This window comes from Burkholderia humptydooensis (assembly GCF_001513745.1).
Lineage (GTDB): Bacteria > Pseudomonadota > Gammaproteobacteria > Burkholderiales > Burkholderiaceae > Burkholderia > Burkholderia humptydooensis.
Genome location: NZ_CP013382.1, coordinates 2,594,273 through 2,610,154 on the forward strand (window position 1 = coordinate 2,594,273; position 15,882 = coordinate 2,610,154).

Genomic DNA, 15,882 nt, shown 5'->3' on the forward strand with positions numbered 1-15,882 from the left:
AGGAAACGACGACATGAAGAACCCGACGCCCAACCCGCGCCGCCGGCTGCTCGTCGCGCTCGCCGGTGCGATGCTCGCCGCGCCCGGCCTGCCGCGCGCGGCGACGACCGTCGTGCTGGACGCCGCCCAGGCGAGCGCCGACGCGAAGCGCGGCTATGTCGGCTTGCCGGGCTTCGCCGCCTCGCGCGGGAACACCGGCATCGCCGTGCATGCGATCGACGATACGAAGCTGCTCGACGCGGTGAAGGACGCAGGCTTCTCGTTCGTGCGCGCGGACCTGTTCTGGGAAGCGGTCGATACGCCGCATGGCTGGGATTTCTCGCGATACGACACGCTCGTCGCCGATCTGGCCGAGCGCGGGCTCGGCGCGCTGTTCATTCTCGGCGGCATTCATCGCCTGCACAGCCCGAACCGGCCGCCGACGACGCCCGCGCAACTCGCCGCGTTCCGCCAGTACGTGTTCAACGCCGCGCAGCGCTACAAAGGCAAGCCGGTGCGCTTCGAAGTGTGGAACGAGCAGGACCACAAGACCTACTGGCACGGCGAACCGTCGCCCGTCGCTTACCGGAACGTGCTGAAGCTGGCGGTGCAGGCGGTGAAGGCCGCGAATCCCGATGCGATCGTCGCGACGGGCGGCGTGCAGCAAGTCAACCGCACGTTCATCCGCGCGGTCGGCGACATCGCCAGCCCGGCGCAGCCCGCGCCCGATGCGGTCAGCGTGCATCCGTACCGGCAGACCGAACCGGAAACGGTGTTCGCCGACTACGCGGCACTGCGGCGCGACCTGTCGTCGTACCGGAGCCCGCCGCAGATCTGGGCGACCGAATGGTCGTACCCGAGCTACGGCTACAACTACGTGGCCGACATCGGCGACGGCCATTCGAGCGTCGCGCGCGCGCGCCAGGCGAACTATGCGGTGCGGCTGCTGCTCGCGAACTGGATTTCGCAGATCGGGCTCACGTCGTACTACGACATTCGCGACGACGGCCGCGATCGCAGGAACATGGAGCACAACTTCGGACTCCTCGATGCGGACGACGCGGCGCTGCCCGCGTACGTCGCGGTTCGCCGGCTTTTCTCGTTCACCGGGGATGCCGTGCGCGCCCAGTATTTTCTGGATTCGGACGCGCGCTACGTAGTGCTGAAGCTCGACGCCGCGCGCGCGACGAAGTACGTGGTCTGGTGCTACGGCGCGGGCAATGCGATCGGCGTCGATCTGTCGCGGCTGCCCGCCGGCGCCGCCGCGACGGACATGTACGGCGCCGGACTCGACGCCGGCAATCGCAGGCGGCTCGACGCGCCGGAAGCGCGCGGGCCGATATTCATCACGATCGGGGCATGAGCGTCGCGCCCGGCTGCCTGGCCGCACCGGGCCGGATTCGCTCGACGCTCGCTGAAGAGGATTGACTGAGAGGATTGCGGCGGCGCGCACCGCGGCCGTCGTCGCCTATCACGGGAAACAACGATGGATCTGAAAGCACAACCGATTTCGGCGACACCGCACGCCAAGCGAAACGACGGGCTCGCAAGCCTATGGTGGAGCGTCGTTCGGCACCGGCGGCTCTTCGCGACGATCGTCGCCGTGTTCTTCGCGCTGGGCGTGCTGTACGCGCTCGTCGCCACGCCGCAGTATCGCGCCGAGGCGCTGCTGCGGATCCAGACAAAGCCCGGATCGTCGATCAGCGCGCTGTCGGACGTGTCCGGCACGATCTCGAACGGCCCGTCCGCGAACGACGAGAGCGAGGTGCTGACGTCGCGCGCGATCGTCGGCGCGGCGATCGCGCGAATCGGCGCGAATCTCGAGATCCGCACGCTCGACCATTTCCCGCTCGTCGGCCGCCCGCTCGCGTCGGGCCACGCGAACGACGACAAGCTCGCGTCGCCGTGGCTCGGCCTGTCCGGCTTCGCATGGGGCGGCGAAAAGCTCAAGCTCGGCGAATTCTCGCTGCCGGACGCCGCGCTCGGCGACAAGTTCCGGCTCGTCGCCGGCAACGACGGCCAATGGACGCTCTACGACAAGAAGGACCGCCTGCTCGCGCGCGGCGCACTCGGCGAGAGCGTGCCGTTCACCGTCGCCGTGGACGGCGAACGCGCGCAGGCGGGCCGGATTCGCGTCGACACGCTGCGCGCGCGCTCGGGCATCGCGTTCTCGATCGTCAGGGAACCGACGCAGCTCGTCTACGACGACGTGATGAAGAAAATGAAGACGGTCGTGTCGAACCGTGATTCGACGCTCGAAGAGCCGTCGATGATGAAGCTCATCTATCAGGCCGACACGCCGCAACGCGTGCAGGAGATGGTCAACGCGATCGTGCGCGTCTATCTCGACCAGGACATCAAGTATCGCGCGGAGAAGGCGCAGCGCAATCTCGACTCGCTGCATGCGCGGCTGCCCGGCCTGAAGCAGGACCTCGAGAAAGCAGAGGACGCGCTGAACCGCTACCGCACGACGACGGGCACGATCGACGTCGATCAGCAAGGCATCGCGCTCATCAACCGGCTGAACTCGCTGTCCGAGCATCAGACCGTGCTGCAGCTCGCGCTCGACAACGTGAAGGCGCGCTTCCTGCCCGGCAGCACCACGTATCAGACCGTGCAGACGCAGCTCGATCAAGTGAAGAAGGAGATTCAGCAGACGACGACGGCGGCCAACAGGCTGCCGACCGCGCAGCGGGAATTCGTTCGCCTGTCGCGGCAGGTATCGGTCGCGGCGCAGCTCTACACGAGCGTGCTGACCAACGCGCAGCAGCTCGAGATCGCCGTCGCCAGCACGACGCCCGGCGTGAGCGTCGTCGACTGGGCGAACAAGCCGTACAAGAAGGCATGGCCGCAACGCGGCATCGTGGTGCTCGGCGCGCTGCTCGGCGGGCTGTTCGCGGGCCTCGCCGCCGCCTACCTGCTCGCGCGCCATCGCGACGAGCTGAGCGGCCCGCAGTCGATCGCGGACGTATCGGACATCCCGTGCGTCGCGGTCGTCGCGCCGTCCGCGGCGTCGCTCGCGCTCGACGACGATCGCTCCGGCAAGGCGCGCGCGACGATGAAACCGCTCGCCGCGCAATGCCCGAACGATCCGGGCGTCGAAGCGCTGCGCGCGCTGCGCACGAGCCTGCGCGCAGCGCTCGCGCACGACGGCCGCGGCGGCGGCAAGGTGCTCGTGTTCGCCGGCCCGACGGCGGGCGTCGGCGGCAGCTTCGTCGCGTCCAATCTCGCCTATCTGTTCGCCGACGCGAACGCATCGGTGCTCTTCGTCGACGCGGACATGCGCGGCGGCTCGCACAATCCACTCGGGGTAGGCCGCAACGGCGGCGCGATCGGTCTCGCGAACGTGCTCGAAGGCGGACAGCCGCTCGAGAAGGCGATCGTCAGGCTCGGCAAGGGCAAGCTGTCGGTGATGACGCCCGGCACGCTGACCGGCCCGAATCCGGGCGAACTGCTCGAACGCGCGGAATTTCCGCAGTTGCTCGCGGCGCTGCGCACGCGCTACGACTTCGTGATCGTCGACGCCCCGCCCGTTCTCCCGTACAGCGACACGCTGTCGATCGCCGCGCAGGACTGCGACGCGGTGCTGCTCGTGTCGCGCGGCAGGACGACGCGCGCGTCGGAGCTCGAAACGGCGTTGCAGCGCCTCGACAGCGTCGGCGCGAAAATCGCCGGCCACGTCTTCAACGCATACGTCGTGTCGCCGCATCCGCCCCGCACATCGCTGCGCGACGATTGGCGCGAAATCGTCGCGCGCTGGACGAAGCCTCGCGGCCCTCGCCGGCCGGTGCAAGTGGAGCGGACGTTCAGGCCGGCGAAGAGCGCGGTCGCGAAGGCCACCCGCAACTGAATGCAGCCATTCCAGTTTCGTCGGATTCTCAATCAACAAACACAAAGAAGCACACGAAGAATCAATCACCAGAAAAACCGGATGTTTAAAAACCTCCGGTTTTTTATTGGTTCAAGCGTTCATCTCACCGATGCGCGCCGCGCACGAGCCGACATCGTCCGCGCAGGCCGCAAAAGCCCGTCACACTAGCTCTCTACACTTTTCGACACTACGGCATTCGCCGTTTCGGAGCGTGTCATGGGCGTCCTCCAATCCTCACGCCGAGTAGGCAAAAGCTACCCGAAAGCCACTATTTATCTCTCGACTTCGAACATTCTCGGCGATCGCTTCGGAATTTTGAGATAGGTTTATCTCAATTTAACCTAAAATAGAGTTTTCCCTGATCGGAGAACCCACCATGAAGCGCCTAGCCGCGGTCGCCATGAGCGTGACACAATCCATTAGCATTCCTATTCATTATCCGGCGGCGCCAGCGATATTGCTTGTGCTGCTGCTCTGCGCTTGCGGCGGCGGCGGAGACCAGAGCAAGGTCAACGCCGCCGCCTCGCCCGCGAACGGCATCGTCGTGCCGGCCTCCGGCACGTCGCCGGCCGGCGCGTCGTCCGGCGCGGCCGCGCCCGCATCCGGCGCTTCGTCGCCTTCGGAAACGGCTTCGGTGCTGCCGTTCTTCGGCGTGAACGGCCATTACGTCGACGGCGGCATCTACGCGTCGGTCCCGCTCGCCACTCAGGCAAGCCATCTCGCCGGGCTCGGCATGAGCGTCTATCGACAGGACGCGTACATTCCGGATCACATCGATGCGCTCGCATTGACGGCCATCCCCGGCCTCGGTTCCCGCATCACGGTCCTGCCGATGATCGAGGCGCATCCCTGGGCCGATCCGTCGCTGAACGGGCAGCAGCCGACCGAAGCGAGCGCCTACGCGTATGCATACAAGCTGTCCGTCTACGCGGCGAAGAAACTCGCAGGCATCCCGATGGTGGAGTTCGGTAACGAGTACGACATCGACAGCCACAACGCGCCGATCCAGGGCGACGGCATCAATGTTTCGGACTACGACAATTCTACCTTTCCGATCTGGCGCGGTGCGCTCAGAGGCGCGCTCGACGGCTGGCGTTCGGTCGACACGAACCGCACGACGAAGCTGATCGCGAACGCGACGTCGGGCGCTCTGCATTTCGGTTTCCTCGACGGCCTGATGACGGGCACGCAGCCCGACGGCACGACCGGTCATCCAAAAATCACGCCTGACGTGCTTCAGTGGCACTGGTATTCGAATGGCGGTGATTTCGAAAGCGCGCTCGGCAAGACCGGCCGATACAACGTGCTGGCGCGGCTGAAGGAGCGCTACAACCTGCCGATCGTCGTCACCGAGATCGGCGTGAACACGGACAACTCGGACGAGCAGATCGCCGCGTACATCGCGAAAACAATCCCTGAGCTGGTTGCGGCGAAAGCGGCCTACAACGTCATCGGCTTCAACTGGTATGAGCTTTACGACGATCGCAGCGGCACTTACGGCTTGCTGACGAACAGCGCTCAGGAAAAGCCGCGCTACGGGCTCATGCGCGCGGCGATCGCCGGCGCCGTGCCGAACTGACCGGCGGCCGCGCCGAAAAGCGCAGCACGCTTGTAACCGATCGGTAACGCGTGCTTCCGCTTTTCAGGTGCACGGCCGAGTCTGTCCGCGCACGGCCAGCGCGCGCGGCTCTCGTCCGCGCGCGCCGCCGCGCCGAACGCGGCCCGTCGCCGCAGTTACCTTTGATTACAACGCCGCCGTTGCGCGCCATATGCGGTTCATACAATGCAATGGCCCAAACAACATTTAGGAAGAGGCGAAAATGAAAGGTATTCGTTTGGTCACACTGACTGCTACGGGACTGTTCGTGTTGATGTCGTCGGTCGCGCACGCGGCGGGCGGCGGCCACGGCGGCGGCATGGGCGGCATGGGTGGTGCCGGCGGCAATGCTGGCGGCATGTCGGCGGGTCATATGAGCAGTTCAGGCATGACGAACACGAACGGCTTCGATTCGGGCGACCGCGACAAGGGTTTCGCACGCGCGTCGGACCGCGCGTCCACGCACGCGAACCTCGCGGATGCGCAATCGGGCCGCACGCGCTCGCATGCAACGACGCATACGACTCACCAGCGCCATCTCGGCAAGCACCTGGCTGTCGGCAAGGCAAGCTGATCGATTCGCAGCACGCGATGTCGATGACGAGGGCGCCGCTGGCGCCCTCGTTGTTTCCGGCGTTCGACGTTCACATCGCACCGGCGGGCCCGCACGCGGCTCAGCCGAATCTCCCGACCTCCCCCACCTTCCCTCGTACCGCTCGTTCCGTACGCCGGATGGGCGCAGACGCGCGATCGCCATCCCGTACCGCCTCCATGCACCAACTACGATTCTCGAATACCCCTCCCCGCTATACGAACACGCAGGTTGTTATATACTCCCCCCCGGTATTTTTGAGGAACAGCGATGAGCCACACCATCCGCGAAAAACAGAAGCTGCTGAACCGCGTGCGTCGCATCAAGGGGCAGGTCGAAGCGATCGAGCGCGCGCTCGAGGAGGAATCCGGTTGCAGCGAAGTGCTGCAACGGATCACGAGTTGCCGCGGCGCAATGAACGGCCTGCTGGCCGTCGTGCTCGAGGACCACATCCGCACGCACCTCGTCGACGCGGACACGAGCGACGATCACGAAGGCAGCGCGGCTGAGCAGTTGATCGACGTGGTCCACAGCTATTTCAAATAAGCGGAGCGATCCATGAGCGAATTCGAAGACGTCGCGTTCGGCGCAGGTCACGACCATATTTTCCTCGGCGCGGCGCACGAGCAGAACGAACGCAGGACCTGGACCGTCATCGCGCTGTGCGCGGCGATGATGGTCGCGGAGATCGTCGGCGGCACGCTGTTCGGCTCGCTCGCACTCGTCGCGGACGGCCTGCACATGTCGACCCATGCGGGCGCGATGCTGATCGCGGCGCTCGCGTATACGTATGCGCGCCGGCACGCGAACGACGCGCATTTCGTGTTCGGCACGGGCAAGCTCGGCGACCTGGCCGGCTTCACGAGCGCGATCGTGCTCGCGATGATCGCGCTGCTCATCGCATACGAAGCGATTGCGCGGTTCTTGTCGCCCGTTCCGATCCACTTCGACGAAGCGATTCCGATCGCCGTGCTCGGCCTGCTCGTGAATCTCGCGAGCGTGTGGCTGCTGAGCGGCGATCATCATGGCCATGCGCATGGACACGACGCCCGCCATGAACACGACGACGACGAAGCGCAGGCGATCTCGACGCGCGCGGGCGTGTTCGCCGTCTCGATCTTCGAGGACGGCGTGCCGCCGGTATTCCGGATCTCGCCTGCGGCAAAACAGGCGTCCATCGGCGACTCGCGGGCGACGATCACGACGATCCGCGCCGACGGATCGCGGCAGACGTTCGCCATGGCGAATCGCGGCGACTGCCTGGAATCGATCGATACGATCCCCGAACCGCATGCGTTCACCGCGATCGTGAAATTCCACGACGCCGAGCATTCGCTTGCGTTCGTCGAGCACGAACACGCGCACCATCACGGCCACGGCGGCACGAGCGACGCCACGTCGAGCGATCACAACATCCGGTCCGCCTATATGCACGTGATCGCGGACGCGGCCGTCTCGGTGCTCGCGATCGTCGGGCTCGTGCTCGCACGCGCGTTCGGCTGGATGTGGACGGACCCGCTCGCGGGCATCGTCGGCGCACTCGTGATCGCGAACTGGTCGTACAGCCTGCTGCGCGACACGGGGCGCATCCTCCTCGACGTCAATCCGGACGCCCGCCTCGCCGACAGCGTACGCCGCTCGATCGAAGGCAGCGGCGATCGCGTCACCGATCTGCATGTCTGGCGTCTCGGCCCCGGCCACATGAGCGCAGTCGTGTCCGTCGCAACAGGCGATCCGGCGCGCGACTCACGCTTCTATCATCAGTTGCTGAAGCGCTTCAAGAGTTTGTCTCACGTGACCGTCGAAGTGCGTTGCCGCGCCTGACGCACAAGCGGCACGGGCGCCACGGAAGTGCCGACAACATCGACGTTTGCCCGGCGCGCGACGGCTGCCCCGCCGCGCCAGGCGCTCGTTCGGACCATCGTCGCGGCGTGCGGGCGAGTGAAGCGCTTAACTCAGAATCGAGCGGCGCCCGCACAGACGACATCTCCCCCGGCGCCGCGGCTCGCCCCACGCCAGGAGGCTAGCGCCTCGCCCCCACCGAAAACCCGCGCCGATCCCATCCCGCATCGCAACGCGCCCGGATTGTGCTTACCGTTTTCGTTTGCGTGTCCTATGCTAAGACCACAAGAATCCGCTGCGTCCGGAGTCGGACCGGTTCGGCCGTCAACGAACGGGTTCAGGCGCGAAGACAACGGAAAGTAAAAAAGAGGGGACCTCTATGCGCATCAGTCGATTCAACCGCTAGTCCATTCGCATTCCTACTCATTGATCGTCGATACCGACGGTTCGCGACGCGAGCCGGCGGGTGACGTCGTGCGCACGCATGCCGGCATTCGGCAACCCCGTGCGCGCAACGCGCATCCGTCCGCCGCTCGCGAGGGCGCTTGCGCGCCCGGATAAAGCGAAGCTCTGCCGCGTTGCGCGTGCCACGCAGCCGGCGACAGCGGACAACCGTCGACGACAAGAAAAAGACGCCTCGCAACAGCGGGCGCCGCTCGCCGCGCATGCGGCGCCATTCAGCAACCGGGGGCATCAAATGGCTATCTCGCCGCGCGACGAACAGAATCGATCCGTCGATCTATGGTTCGCCTACAAAGTGCCGAAGCTCACGAAGGATACCGACAGCGACAGCGCGACCGGCTACGAATACGTGTACTACGATCGCGAAACCGGGGCCGTGCAGAAATCGCCGAATCTGATGAATGATCCGAAGGGGGCGCTGTTCTACACGCTCGATTCGATCTTCGGCGATCCGGGCAGCACGACAGGCTGGATTCTCTACAACGACGAAATGCCCGCCGATGCGAATCGTTCGAACAATGCGACGCTCGGCCATACCAAAGGCGTGATCGCCTTCGACACCGCGTCGAGCTCCGCATTGTGGCTGCTGCACTCGTGGCCGAAATACGCGGACCCGTCGGCGCCCGGCGTGCCGACGCCGCTGTACGGACAGACGTTCCTGTGCATGAGCCTCGATCTCGCGACGGCCGGCAAGCTCGCCGCGCAGATGGCGCTGCATCAGCAGCCGCAGGTCTACCTGCCGCGCACCGGCGGGCTCGATCACGCGAGCCCGCTATACGCGCTCACGCAGCCGCTCAACGCGTCCGCGCCTGGCGACTCCGACTCGCTCGATTTCGAGACGCGCGGCGGCGTGCCGTTCAAGGTAATCGCGAAGAACCGCAAATGGGGCAAGGATTTCTGGAACGACCTCGTCGGCCCAACGCTGAAAGCCGACATGTACGTCGAAACGTGGATCCGCGGCAAAATCCCGCCCATCCTCGATTCCGACGGCGTGCACAAGACCTACGACATCAAGTTCATCGACCTGCGCAAGCTGGGCGCGCCGTGGGCATGGCCCGAGACGCAGGACCACGCGAAATGGGGCATCACGACGACCGACAACTGGGTATGCGTCGGCGACATCAACCGGATGGTGACGCAGGAGAAACGCGGCGGCGGCACGATCGCCTTCCAGGACCCGAAGCTGTGGAAGGCGCTGTCCGAAACCGATCTGATCGTGCCGCCGCCCGGCAAGACCGATGCACAGGCGCGCGCACTGATCCGCAAGACTCACGAACCGGCCGAATAGCGCAGCGTCCTCAGTAGAACAAAACGTCGACGCTCACGCGCCCCCACATCGCCCAGGAGCCTTGCCATGAATGCGCATCTGCCCGACGGCGCGCTCGTACCGCTCGTCACGCGCCATACCGACATTGCAACCGCCGCGCCGCTGCGTGGCGTCACGACGCTGCCGCCCGTCGCATGGGAGCGCATCGGCCGGCGCGCGCCCGTGCGCATCGCGCCCGGCGCGCGCACACCCGATGATCCGCTGCCGCGCGCCGACATCGTCGTGATCACGTGGACGAGCGCCGAGTGGTTCGCACTCGACCACGTGTTCGTCAACAGCGGCCACGCCGGCAACTACGACGATTACGCATGGAAGCAGGCATGGCTGCCGTACACGCGTGGCGCATCGTCGTACGCGGCGGACGCGAAATCGGGCACGCTCTGGGGGCTCTTCCAGATGGTGCGGATCGTCGACCGCTCGGAACGCCCGTGGAATGTGCTGCTGTTCAAGTCGAACACGCATCTCGCGCATTCGCCGTGGCTCGACGGCCTGTCCGCGATGCTCCGCTGCATCGTCGAGGACGCGCGCCCCGACCGCATCTACACGATCGGCACCGCAGGCGGCGCACGCCACGATCAGCGCCTCGGCGACACGGTGCTCGCGAACGCCGCGCTGCTCGAACTGCAACGCCCGCAGAACACGGCGAGCCCCGACCGCGGCAACATGTATCGCTGCCCGACGTGGTATCCGTCGACCGCGCTCGTCGGCGAAGTCCAAAGCAAGCTGCTGTTCAGGATGAGCGAAATCGTCACGCCGCAATCGCTCGCCGCGCTCTTCGGCGAACTGAAGGCGCGCCATCCCGACGATCCGGGCCTGGGCGAGCTGACGCTGCCGGATCTTCTCAACGACGCGATTCGGCCTGAATGCCTGCACGCGCCGGCGATCCGCCCGCTGAAGGACACGCCGCTTCTGACGACGGATTTCTATTACATCGCGGAGGGCAACGACGCGCATGCGTACTCGTGCCTCGAAATGGACGACGCGATCATCGCCCAGCAGGCGAACCGCCTCGGCGTGCGTTTCGCTTGCGTGCGCAATATTTCCGATCCGATCGTCCGGCGCCGCACCGACCGAGGCACGCCGATCCCGGACGCCGTGCGCGCAGACTGGTCCGGCCTCATCTATTCGACGTTCGGACTGCAGACGAGCTACAACGGCGCGCTCGCGACGTGGGCGACGATAGCGGGCGAAGGTTCGGCGACCTACAACCCGAGCCGCGAGCACAGGCCCGCCGACGAAGACGATCCGCTCGAGGTGCAGCTCGCGTTCCAGGTGCGCTCGTGCGGCACGTGCTCGTTCTTCTGGCCCGCCGATCTGAAGCAGCGCGCGTACGGCCCGTATACGGCGTTCGACTTCGACGTCACCGTGCCCTATCCGGCAAGCGCGAACGGCAAGAGCGGCGCGGCGCGCTGGATCACCGGCCACACGCGGCCGCCGGCGTTCCCGAACGGCGAAGTGATCGACGGCTGCCGCAAGGCGCCCATCATGACGATCGGCATCAATCCGAATCTGACTGCGTTCCTGCCGGGCCAGACGGGCGCCGCATGGTGCTATCCGGATTTCTCGTCCGACGGCGACACCGACGCATGGGCGAAATACGCGTGGTATTACCGCTATCGAACCGTCTATCAGGAGAAGCTCGATCTCGATTTCGTGCGGCGCTTCATGTTGCTCGAAGGACGCGTGAGCGCAGCGCGCGGCGGCGAGGTGACGGGCGCCGCGCGCATCGACGACAGCCCCGCGTGGTCGATCACGGTGCGCTACGACGGCGACGCAGCCGATACGACGATCGCGATCCCCGGCAAGGCCGGCGATTTCCCGTACGTGCTGCTCTTCGACACCTACCGGCCGCACAACCGCTTCGCCGCTGGCGACGTGCTCGCCGCGCGCGTGTCGGTGCCGGAAGGCATCCAGGTCGACGTGCTGCAGCAGCCGCAAAGCTATTACCTGCAGTTCGTGCCCGTGCTCGAGCGCTTCGAGCGCACGCTGCGCAACGGCGGCCATCCGGCCGCGGCGCTGCACGTCGGCGAGGACGTCTGCCAGCTCGATATGGTCGCGTGCGCGTCGCCGCACTGGAAGCCGGGCTTCCTCGGCGGCAGCGAAGCGAGCGTCGCGACGATCGTCGACAACTGCGTGAGCCGCAACGCATGGGCGATCAAGCAGATGGTGCAGACGCAGCCCGCCGTGCTCTACATCGTCAGCGAATCGAGCTGGAACATGTTCCATTCGGCGTTCGGCGCGCATGTGCGGCGCGATCCGCCACTGTCGCCGCATCCCGCCGACAAGGATTACACGCTGCTGAAGGAAACGACCGATCCCGCGCATCCGGCCTATGTCGAGTTCGACGTGACGATCGGCGGCGTGCGCTACTTCAATCGCACACGCCTCGTCATCACGCCGCACTTCTCGTACAACAGTTTCTTCCTGCAGCAATACCGGATGAGCCCGCACGACTGGCAAGCGTTCGGTGCGGCCCAGCCGCAATGCGTCGCGGCGCTCACGCCGCAGAACGGCTTCACGCTCGTGCCGCCGACGCAGGAGTACCCGGACGATTATGTCGCGATCCAGTTGCCCGCCGACGCGGATGCAGCGAATGCGGCGCGCGCATGGCTCGCGAGCCAGTTCCCCGACGCGTCCCGCACGCTCGATGCGTACTTCGTCGACGCGCATGCGTCGATGGCTTCGGTGCTCGACGAGCTCTACGCGAAACGCGCGCTCACGTGGCATGACGCCGACGGCGGCGGCTATCTGTCGCGCACCGAAGGCTCGTGCCGGTTCTGCGTGAATCGTCACTGGCAATTCCCGAACGAATGCCGCTACGACAAGACGCATGAACCCCAGCCGCCCACCGGCTTTCTCGCCAGGGTCGCGCAGCATCTCGTCGCCACCGGCAGGCCCGCTGCATCGGAGGCCAAGTCGGACGCCACGACAGGAGCACCGCAATGAGCACGAACGATCTGCCGCAGGACATGCGCGTCGCACCGGATTCGGTGCGGGTATGGCGGGGGTTCCGGCTGCCGTCGCTCGGCCTCGATCAATTCATGAGCAAGCTCGGCACGGTGTTCGTGCCGGCCACCGTGAAGATGCAGATCGATGCGGGCCTGCGCGCATATGCGCCGACGGTGCCGGCGGGCCTGCCCGGCAAGCCCGCGTCCGTGCCGGACGAGACCGCGATCCTGTTCTGGGCGTCGCCTGCGACGTACTGGAACGGCTTCACGCGGCTCGCGGTGCGCACGTATACGCTGACGCACAACGGCGTCTACCTGACGCAGGACAATCAGAGCCGCGCCGATTTTCCGGTCCGCTTCGACGGTACGCTCGCCGTCGATCAGCCCGTCTATCTGTACGACGCGCCCGCCGACTGGATGCACGGTGCGATCCGTCATCTCGTCGCGGCGCGGCCCTCCGCCGCCGATCCCGCGTCGTTTCGCTCGGCCATCGCCAAAGCGCTCGCCGATATTCAGAAGAACGTACCGCTTGCCGGCGCGCTCGCATGCGCGGGCAACGACTATGTCGTCTACTGGGAGCTCGGCCCCGTCGCGGCCGGCGCCGCGCAGGCGCCGAGCGGCGTGCCGCGCCTGCAGGCCGTGCTGACCGACTGGAGCGAAACCTTCGCGCCCGCGCCGACGTTCCTGCCGATCGGACTCTGGGACGAATGGGCCGGCATGGACGTGCGCTCGGGAAGCAGCTTCAACATGCAATTCGCACGTGAGGTCAGCCGATGAACACGCCGCAGGAGTCTTTCCCGGTCGCGCCGAACGCCGTCTACGTGTGGCGCGGCTTCCGGTCGCCCGCGCTCGATTACGAGCATTTCGCGCAGTTTCTCGGCAGCGTGTTCGTGCCCGCTTGCGTGCTTCTGCAACCGCCCGTCGGACTGCGCGCCTATCTGCCGACGATGATGCCGCAAGCCGGCAAGCCGCCCGCCGTCCCCGATCAGACCGCGCTGATGTTCTGGGCGACGCCCGCGTCGCACGATCGCGCGACCAAGGCGATCGCGGCGCGGATCTATCAGAACCTGCACGGCGACGTCTACGACATGACGCGCAGCAAGCTGCCCGAAGTGCCCGTTGCGCTCGACCCGCACGCCGATGCGCTCGTCGCCGAGCAGCCGTATTTCCTCATCGATCGCCTCGCGGACTGGATGTTCGGCAGCACGAAGCACTTCGTCGGCGCAAGGCGCGCGAATCTTCGGGCGTCGGATTTTCTCGCGGCCGTACACGTGTGGGCGGCGTCTTTTCAGGTCGAGCCACCCGACGGCGTAGACGGCGCGCTCGTGTGCTGCGGAGACGATTATGTGGCTGCGTGGATACACAGCGCGTATCCGCAACCGCGCTCCTTCCCGGCGCTCGATCAGCTCGCGGCGCTGACGACGCCCGTGCTGCGGATGGCGCCGCGCCCGCTCACGCTGCCGGCCGGGCTCTGGGACGACTGGCCGGGTCTCGACCTCACGCGCGACACGTGCATCAACTTGCAGTTCCCCCGGCCGCGCACGTCTCGCGCCGCGCCGCGCGAACCGGAGGCATGAATGATTCCGATCGAACACTTCGAGGTTCCGCACCTGGCGTTGTGGAAGTCGTGCGTCGCGCAAGTGCTCGCGCACGCGCTCGGCGTCGAGCATCGTCCGTCCGCCGGCATCGACGCCGACCACCCGCTGATGCGCGCGACCGACCGCTATTGCCGCGCGATGCTCGACAACCAGCCGCTCGATGCGCCTCCCGCCGATAGCGACGACGAGGCAGCGGTGCAAGCCTACCTGTCGTATCTGCATCACCGCCGCGCGCACGCGCGCATCGCCGACGATGCGCAGATCGAACGCGACGTCGAACGTCAGACGCAGCAGTACAAATTCGGCAATCCGCTGTGGCAGCAGATGTACGTCCAGTATTTCGAGTACTACTGGCAATATCCGTATCACAAGGGCGGCGAGCCGCAGTACCGCTCATGGCAGGCCGCCGACGCCGGCAAGGGCGACTTGCGCTACGGCGTGATCGAATGGAAGCTGCCGGCGCGGGCGCGCGTCGCGATCGTCGGCGACATCGGTACGGGCACCGACATCGCGGCGGCCGTCCTCGTCGCCGCGTTGAAATTCGCGCCCGACGCGATCCTGCATCTCGGCGACGTCTATTTCTCCGGCACGCGCTTCGAAACCGATCATCGGCTGGTCGGCCTCGTGCGCGACGTGCTGCGCGGCGGCAAGCGGCGCGTGCCGTTCTTCACCGTGCCCGGCAATCACGAGTATTTCACGGGCGCGGTGTCGTTCCTGCATGCGCTCGATTCGGGCCAGCTCGTCGACAGTCCCGCGCAGCGGCAGCAGGCAAGCTATTTCTGCCTGCGCACCGCGGACGACGGCTGGCAGTTCCTCGGCCTCGACACCGGCTATCACGGGCATTACATGAATGTCGCCGCATCGGCGCAGCAGGCGACGCTCGAGCGGCTGCACATCGGCAAGGTCGAGACGGCGGGCGCCGGCGCGAGCCCGCACTGGCCGACCGACAGGAATCCGTACTTTCAGCACACGCCGCTTGCCGATCTGCCGACGCGCGACACGACGTCGCCCGTCGACCAGGTAAGCGTGCGCACCGACGAAGCGGTATGGCATCTCGACAAGCTGACGAACTTCCCCGGCCGCTCGGTCCTGCTGTCGCACCATCAGCTCTACTCGGCGCTCGACGTGTGCGGCATCGCGCAGCGCCGCGACGCATCCGGCGCGCCCGATCCCGCCGATTTCAATCGCGAATGGGTCAACACCGGGCTCTGGCGGCAATTCGGCCCGACGTTCGGCGACCGCGTGGCCGCGTGGATCTGGGGTCATGAGCACAACCTCGGCATCTTCGCGGATGCGTATCGCCCGTCCGATTGGCCGGCCGACGGCGACGAGGCGACGCGCATCTTCAAGACGCTGCCGAAAGGCCGCTGCGCAGGACACAGCGCGATTCCCGTTCAGGCGAACGAAGCTCCTTACGCGCAAAAGTATCCGGTGCCGCTGAAGCAGGCGGAGCTGCAGCTCGATCTGATCGACGGCTGGTACAACCGCGGCTTCCAGATCCTCGAGCTCGCGGGTGCAGGCAAGCCGGCCCGGCTGAGCTACTTCCAGGTCGCGGGAGCGGACCCGACGCCGCTGCCGCTGTTCGTCGAATCGATTTCATGAGCGGTCGGCGGCGCCTGGACGCCGTTCGCGCCCGGCCCGCCGATCACCGGCCGTTCGATCGCAA

11 protein-coding genes are annotated in these 15,882 nt (G+C 66.4%); all 11 read left to right on the forward strand.

Annotated features, from left to right (window positions below):
- The first annotated feature begins 13 nt into the window (after positions 1-13).
- The gene (locus AQ610_RS30350; protein WP_009915877.1) at positions 14-1,342 is read left to right on the forward strand and encodes a cellulase family glycosylhydrolase; all 1,329 of its coding nucleotides are present in this window, start codon (positions 14-16) and stop codon (positions 1,340-1,342) included.
- 123 nt (positions 1,343-1,465) lie between these two features.
- Positions 1,466-3,829 (forward strand): GNVR domain-containing protein, encoded by a 2,364-nt coding sequence (locus AQ610_RS30355; RefSeq protein WP_006028095.1) that lies wholly within the window; start codon positions 1,466-1,468, stop codon positions 3,827-3,829.
- 421 nt (positions 3,830-4,250) lie between these two features.
- Positions 4,251-5,429 (forward strand): glycoside hydrolase family protein, encoded by a 1,179-nt coding sequence (locus tag AQ610_RS30360; RefSeq protein ID WP_162486736.1) that lies wholly within the window; start codon positions 4,251-4,253, stop codon positions 5,427-5,429.
- A 241-nt stretch (positions 5,430-5,670) separates the two neighbouring features.
- On the forward strand, positions 5,671-6,021 hold the full coding sequence (locus AQ610_RS30365) for a hypothetical protein (RefSeq protein WP_045554716.1): 351 nt from the start codon (positions 5,671-5,673) through the stop codon (positions 6,019-6,021).
- Between the two features lie 288 nt (positions 6,022-6,309).
- Positions 6,310-6,585: a metal/formaldehyde-sensitive transcriptional repressor gene (locus AQ610_RS30370; RefSeq protein WP_006028098.1), complete on the forward strand. Its 276-nt coding sequence runs from the start codon at positions 6,310-6,312 to the stop codon at positions 6,583-6,585.
- Positions 6,586-6,597: 12 nt separating this feature from the next.
- The gene (gene dmeF / locus AQ610_RS30375; RefSeq protein ID WP_006028099.1) at positions 6,598-7,863 is read left to right on the forward strand and encodes a CDF family Co(II)/Ni(II) efflux transporter DmeF; all 1,266 of its coding nucleotides are present in this window, start codon (positions 6,598-6,600) and stop codon (positions 7,861-7,863) included.
- 715 nt (positions 7,864-8,578) lie between these two features.
- Positions 8,579-9,631, forward strand: coding sequence for a deoxyribonuclease II family protein (locus AQ610_RS30380; protein WP_006028100.1), 1,053 nt, complete (start codon positions 8,579-8,581; stop codon positions 9,629-9,631).
- A 66-nt stretch (positions 9,632-9,697) separates the two neighbouring features.
- Positions 9,698-12,616: a phosphorylase family protein gene (locus AQ610_RS30385; protein ID WP_006028101.1), complete on the forward strand. Its 2,919-nt coding sequence runs from the start codon at positions 9,698-9,700 to the stop codon at positions 12,614-12,616.
- Positions 12,613-13,395 carry a hypothetical protein gene (locus AQ610_RS30390; protein WP_006028102.1) on the forward strand — a complete coding sequence of 261 codons (783 nt, stop codon included), beginning with the start codon at positions 12,613-12,615 and terminating at the stop codon, positions 13,393-13,395. Before AQ610_RS30385 ends, AQ610_RS30390 begins: the two co-directional genes overlap by 4 nt.
- Positions 13,392-14,195, forward strand: a complete 804-nt coding sequence (locus AQ610_RS30395; protein WP_006028103.1) for a hypothetical protein — start codon at positions 13,392-13,394, stop codon at positions 14,193-14,195. Before AQ610_RS30390 ends, AQ610_RS30395 begins: the two co-directional genes overlap by 4 nt.
- Positions 14,196-15,818, forward strand: a complete 1,623-nt coding sequence (locus tag AQ610_RS30400) for a metallophosphoesterase family protein (protein ID WP_006028104.1) — start codon at positions 14,196-14,198, stop codon at positions 15,816-15,818.
- Positions 15,819-15,882 lie beyond the last annotated feature (64 nt).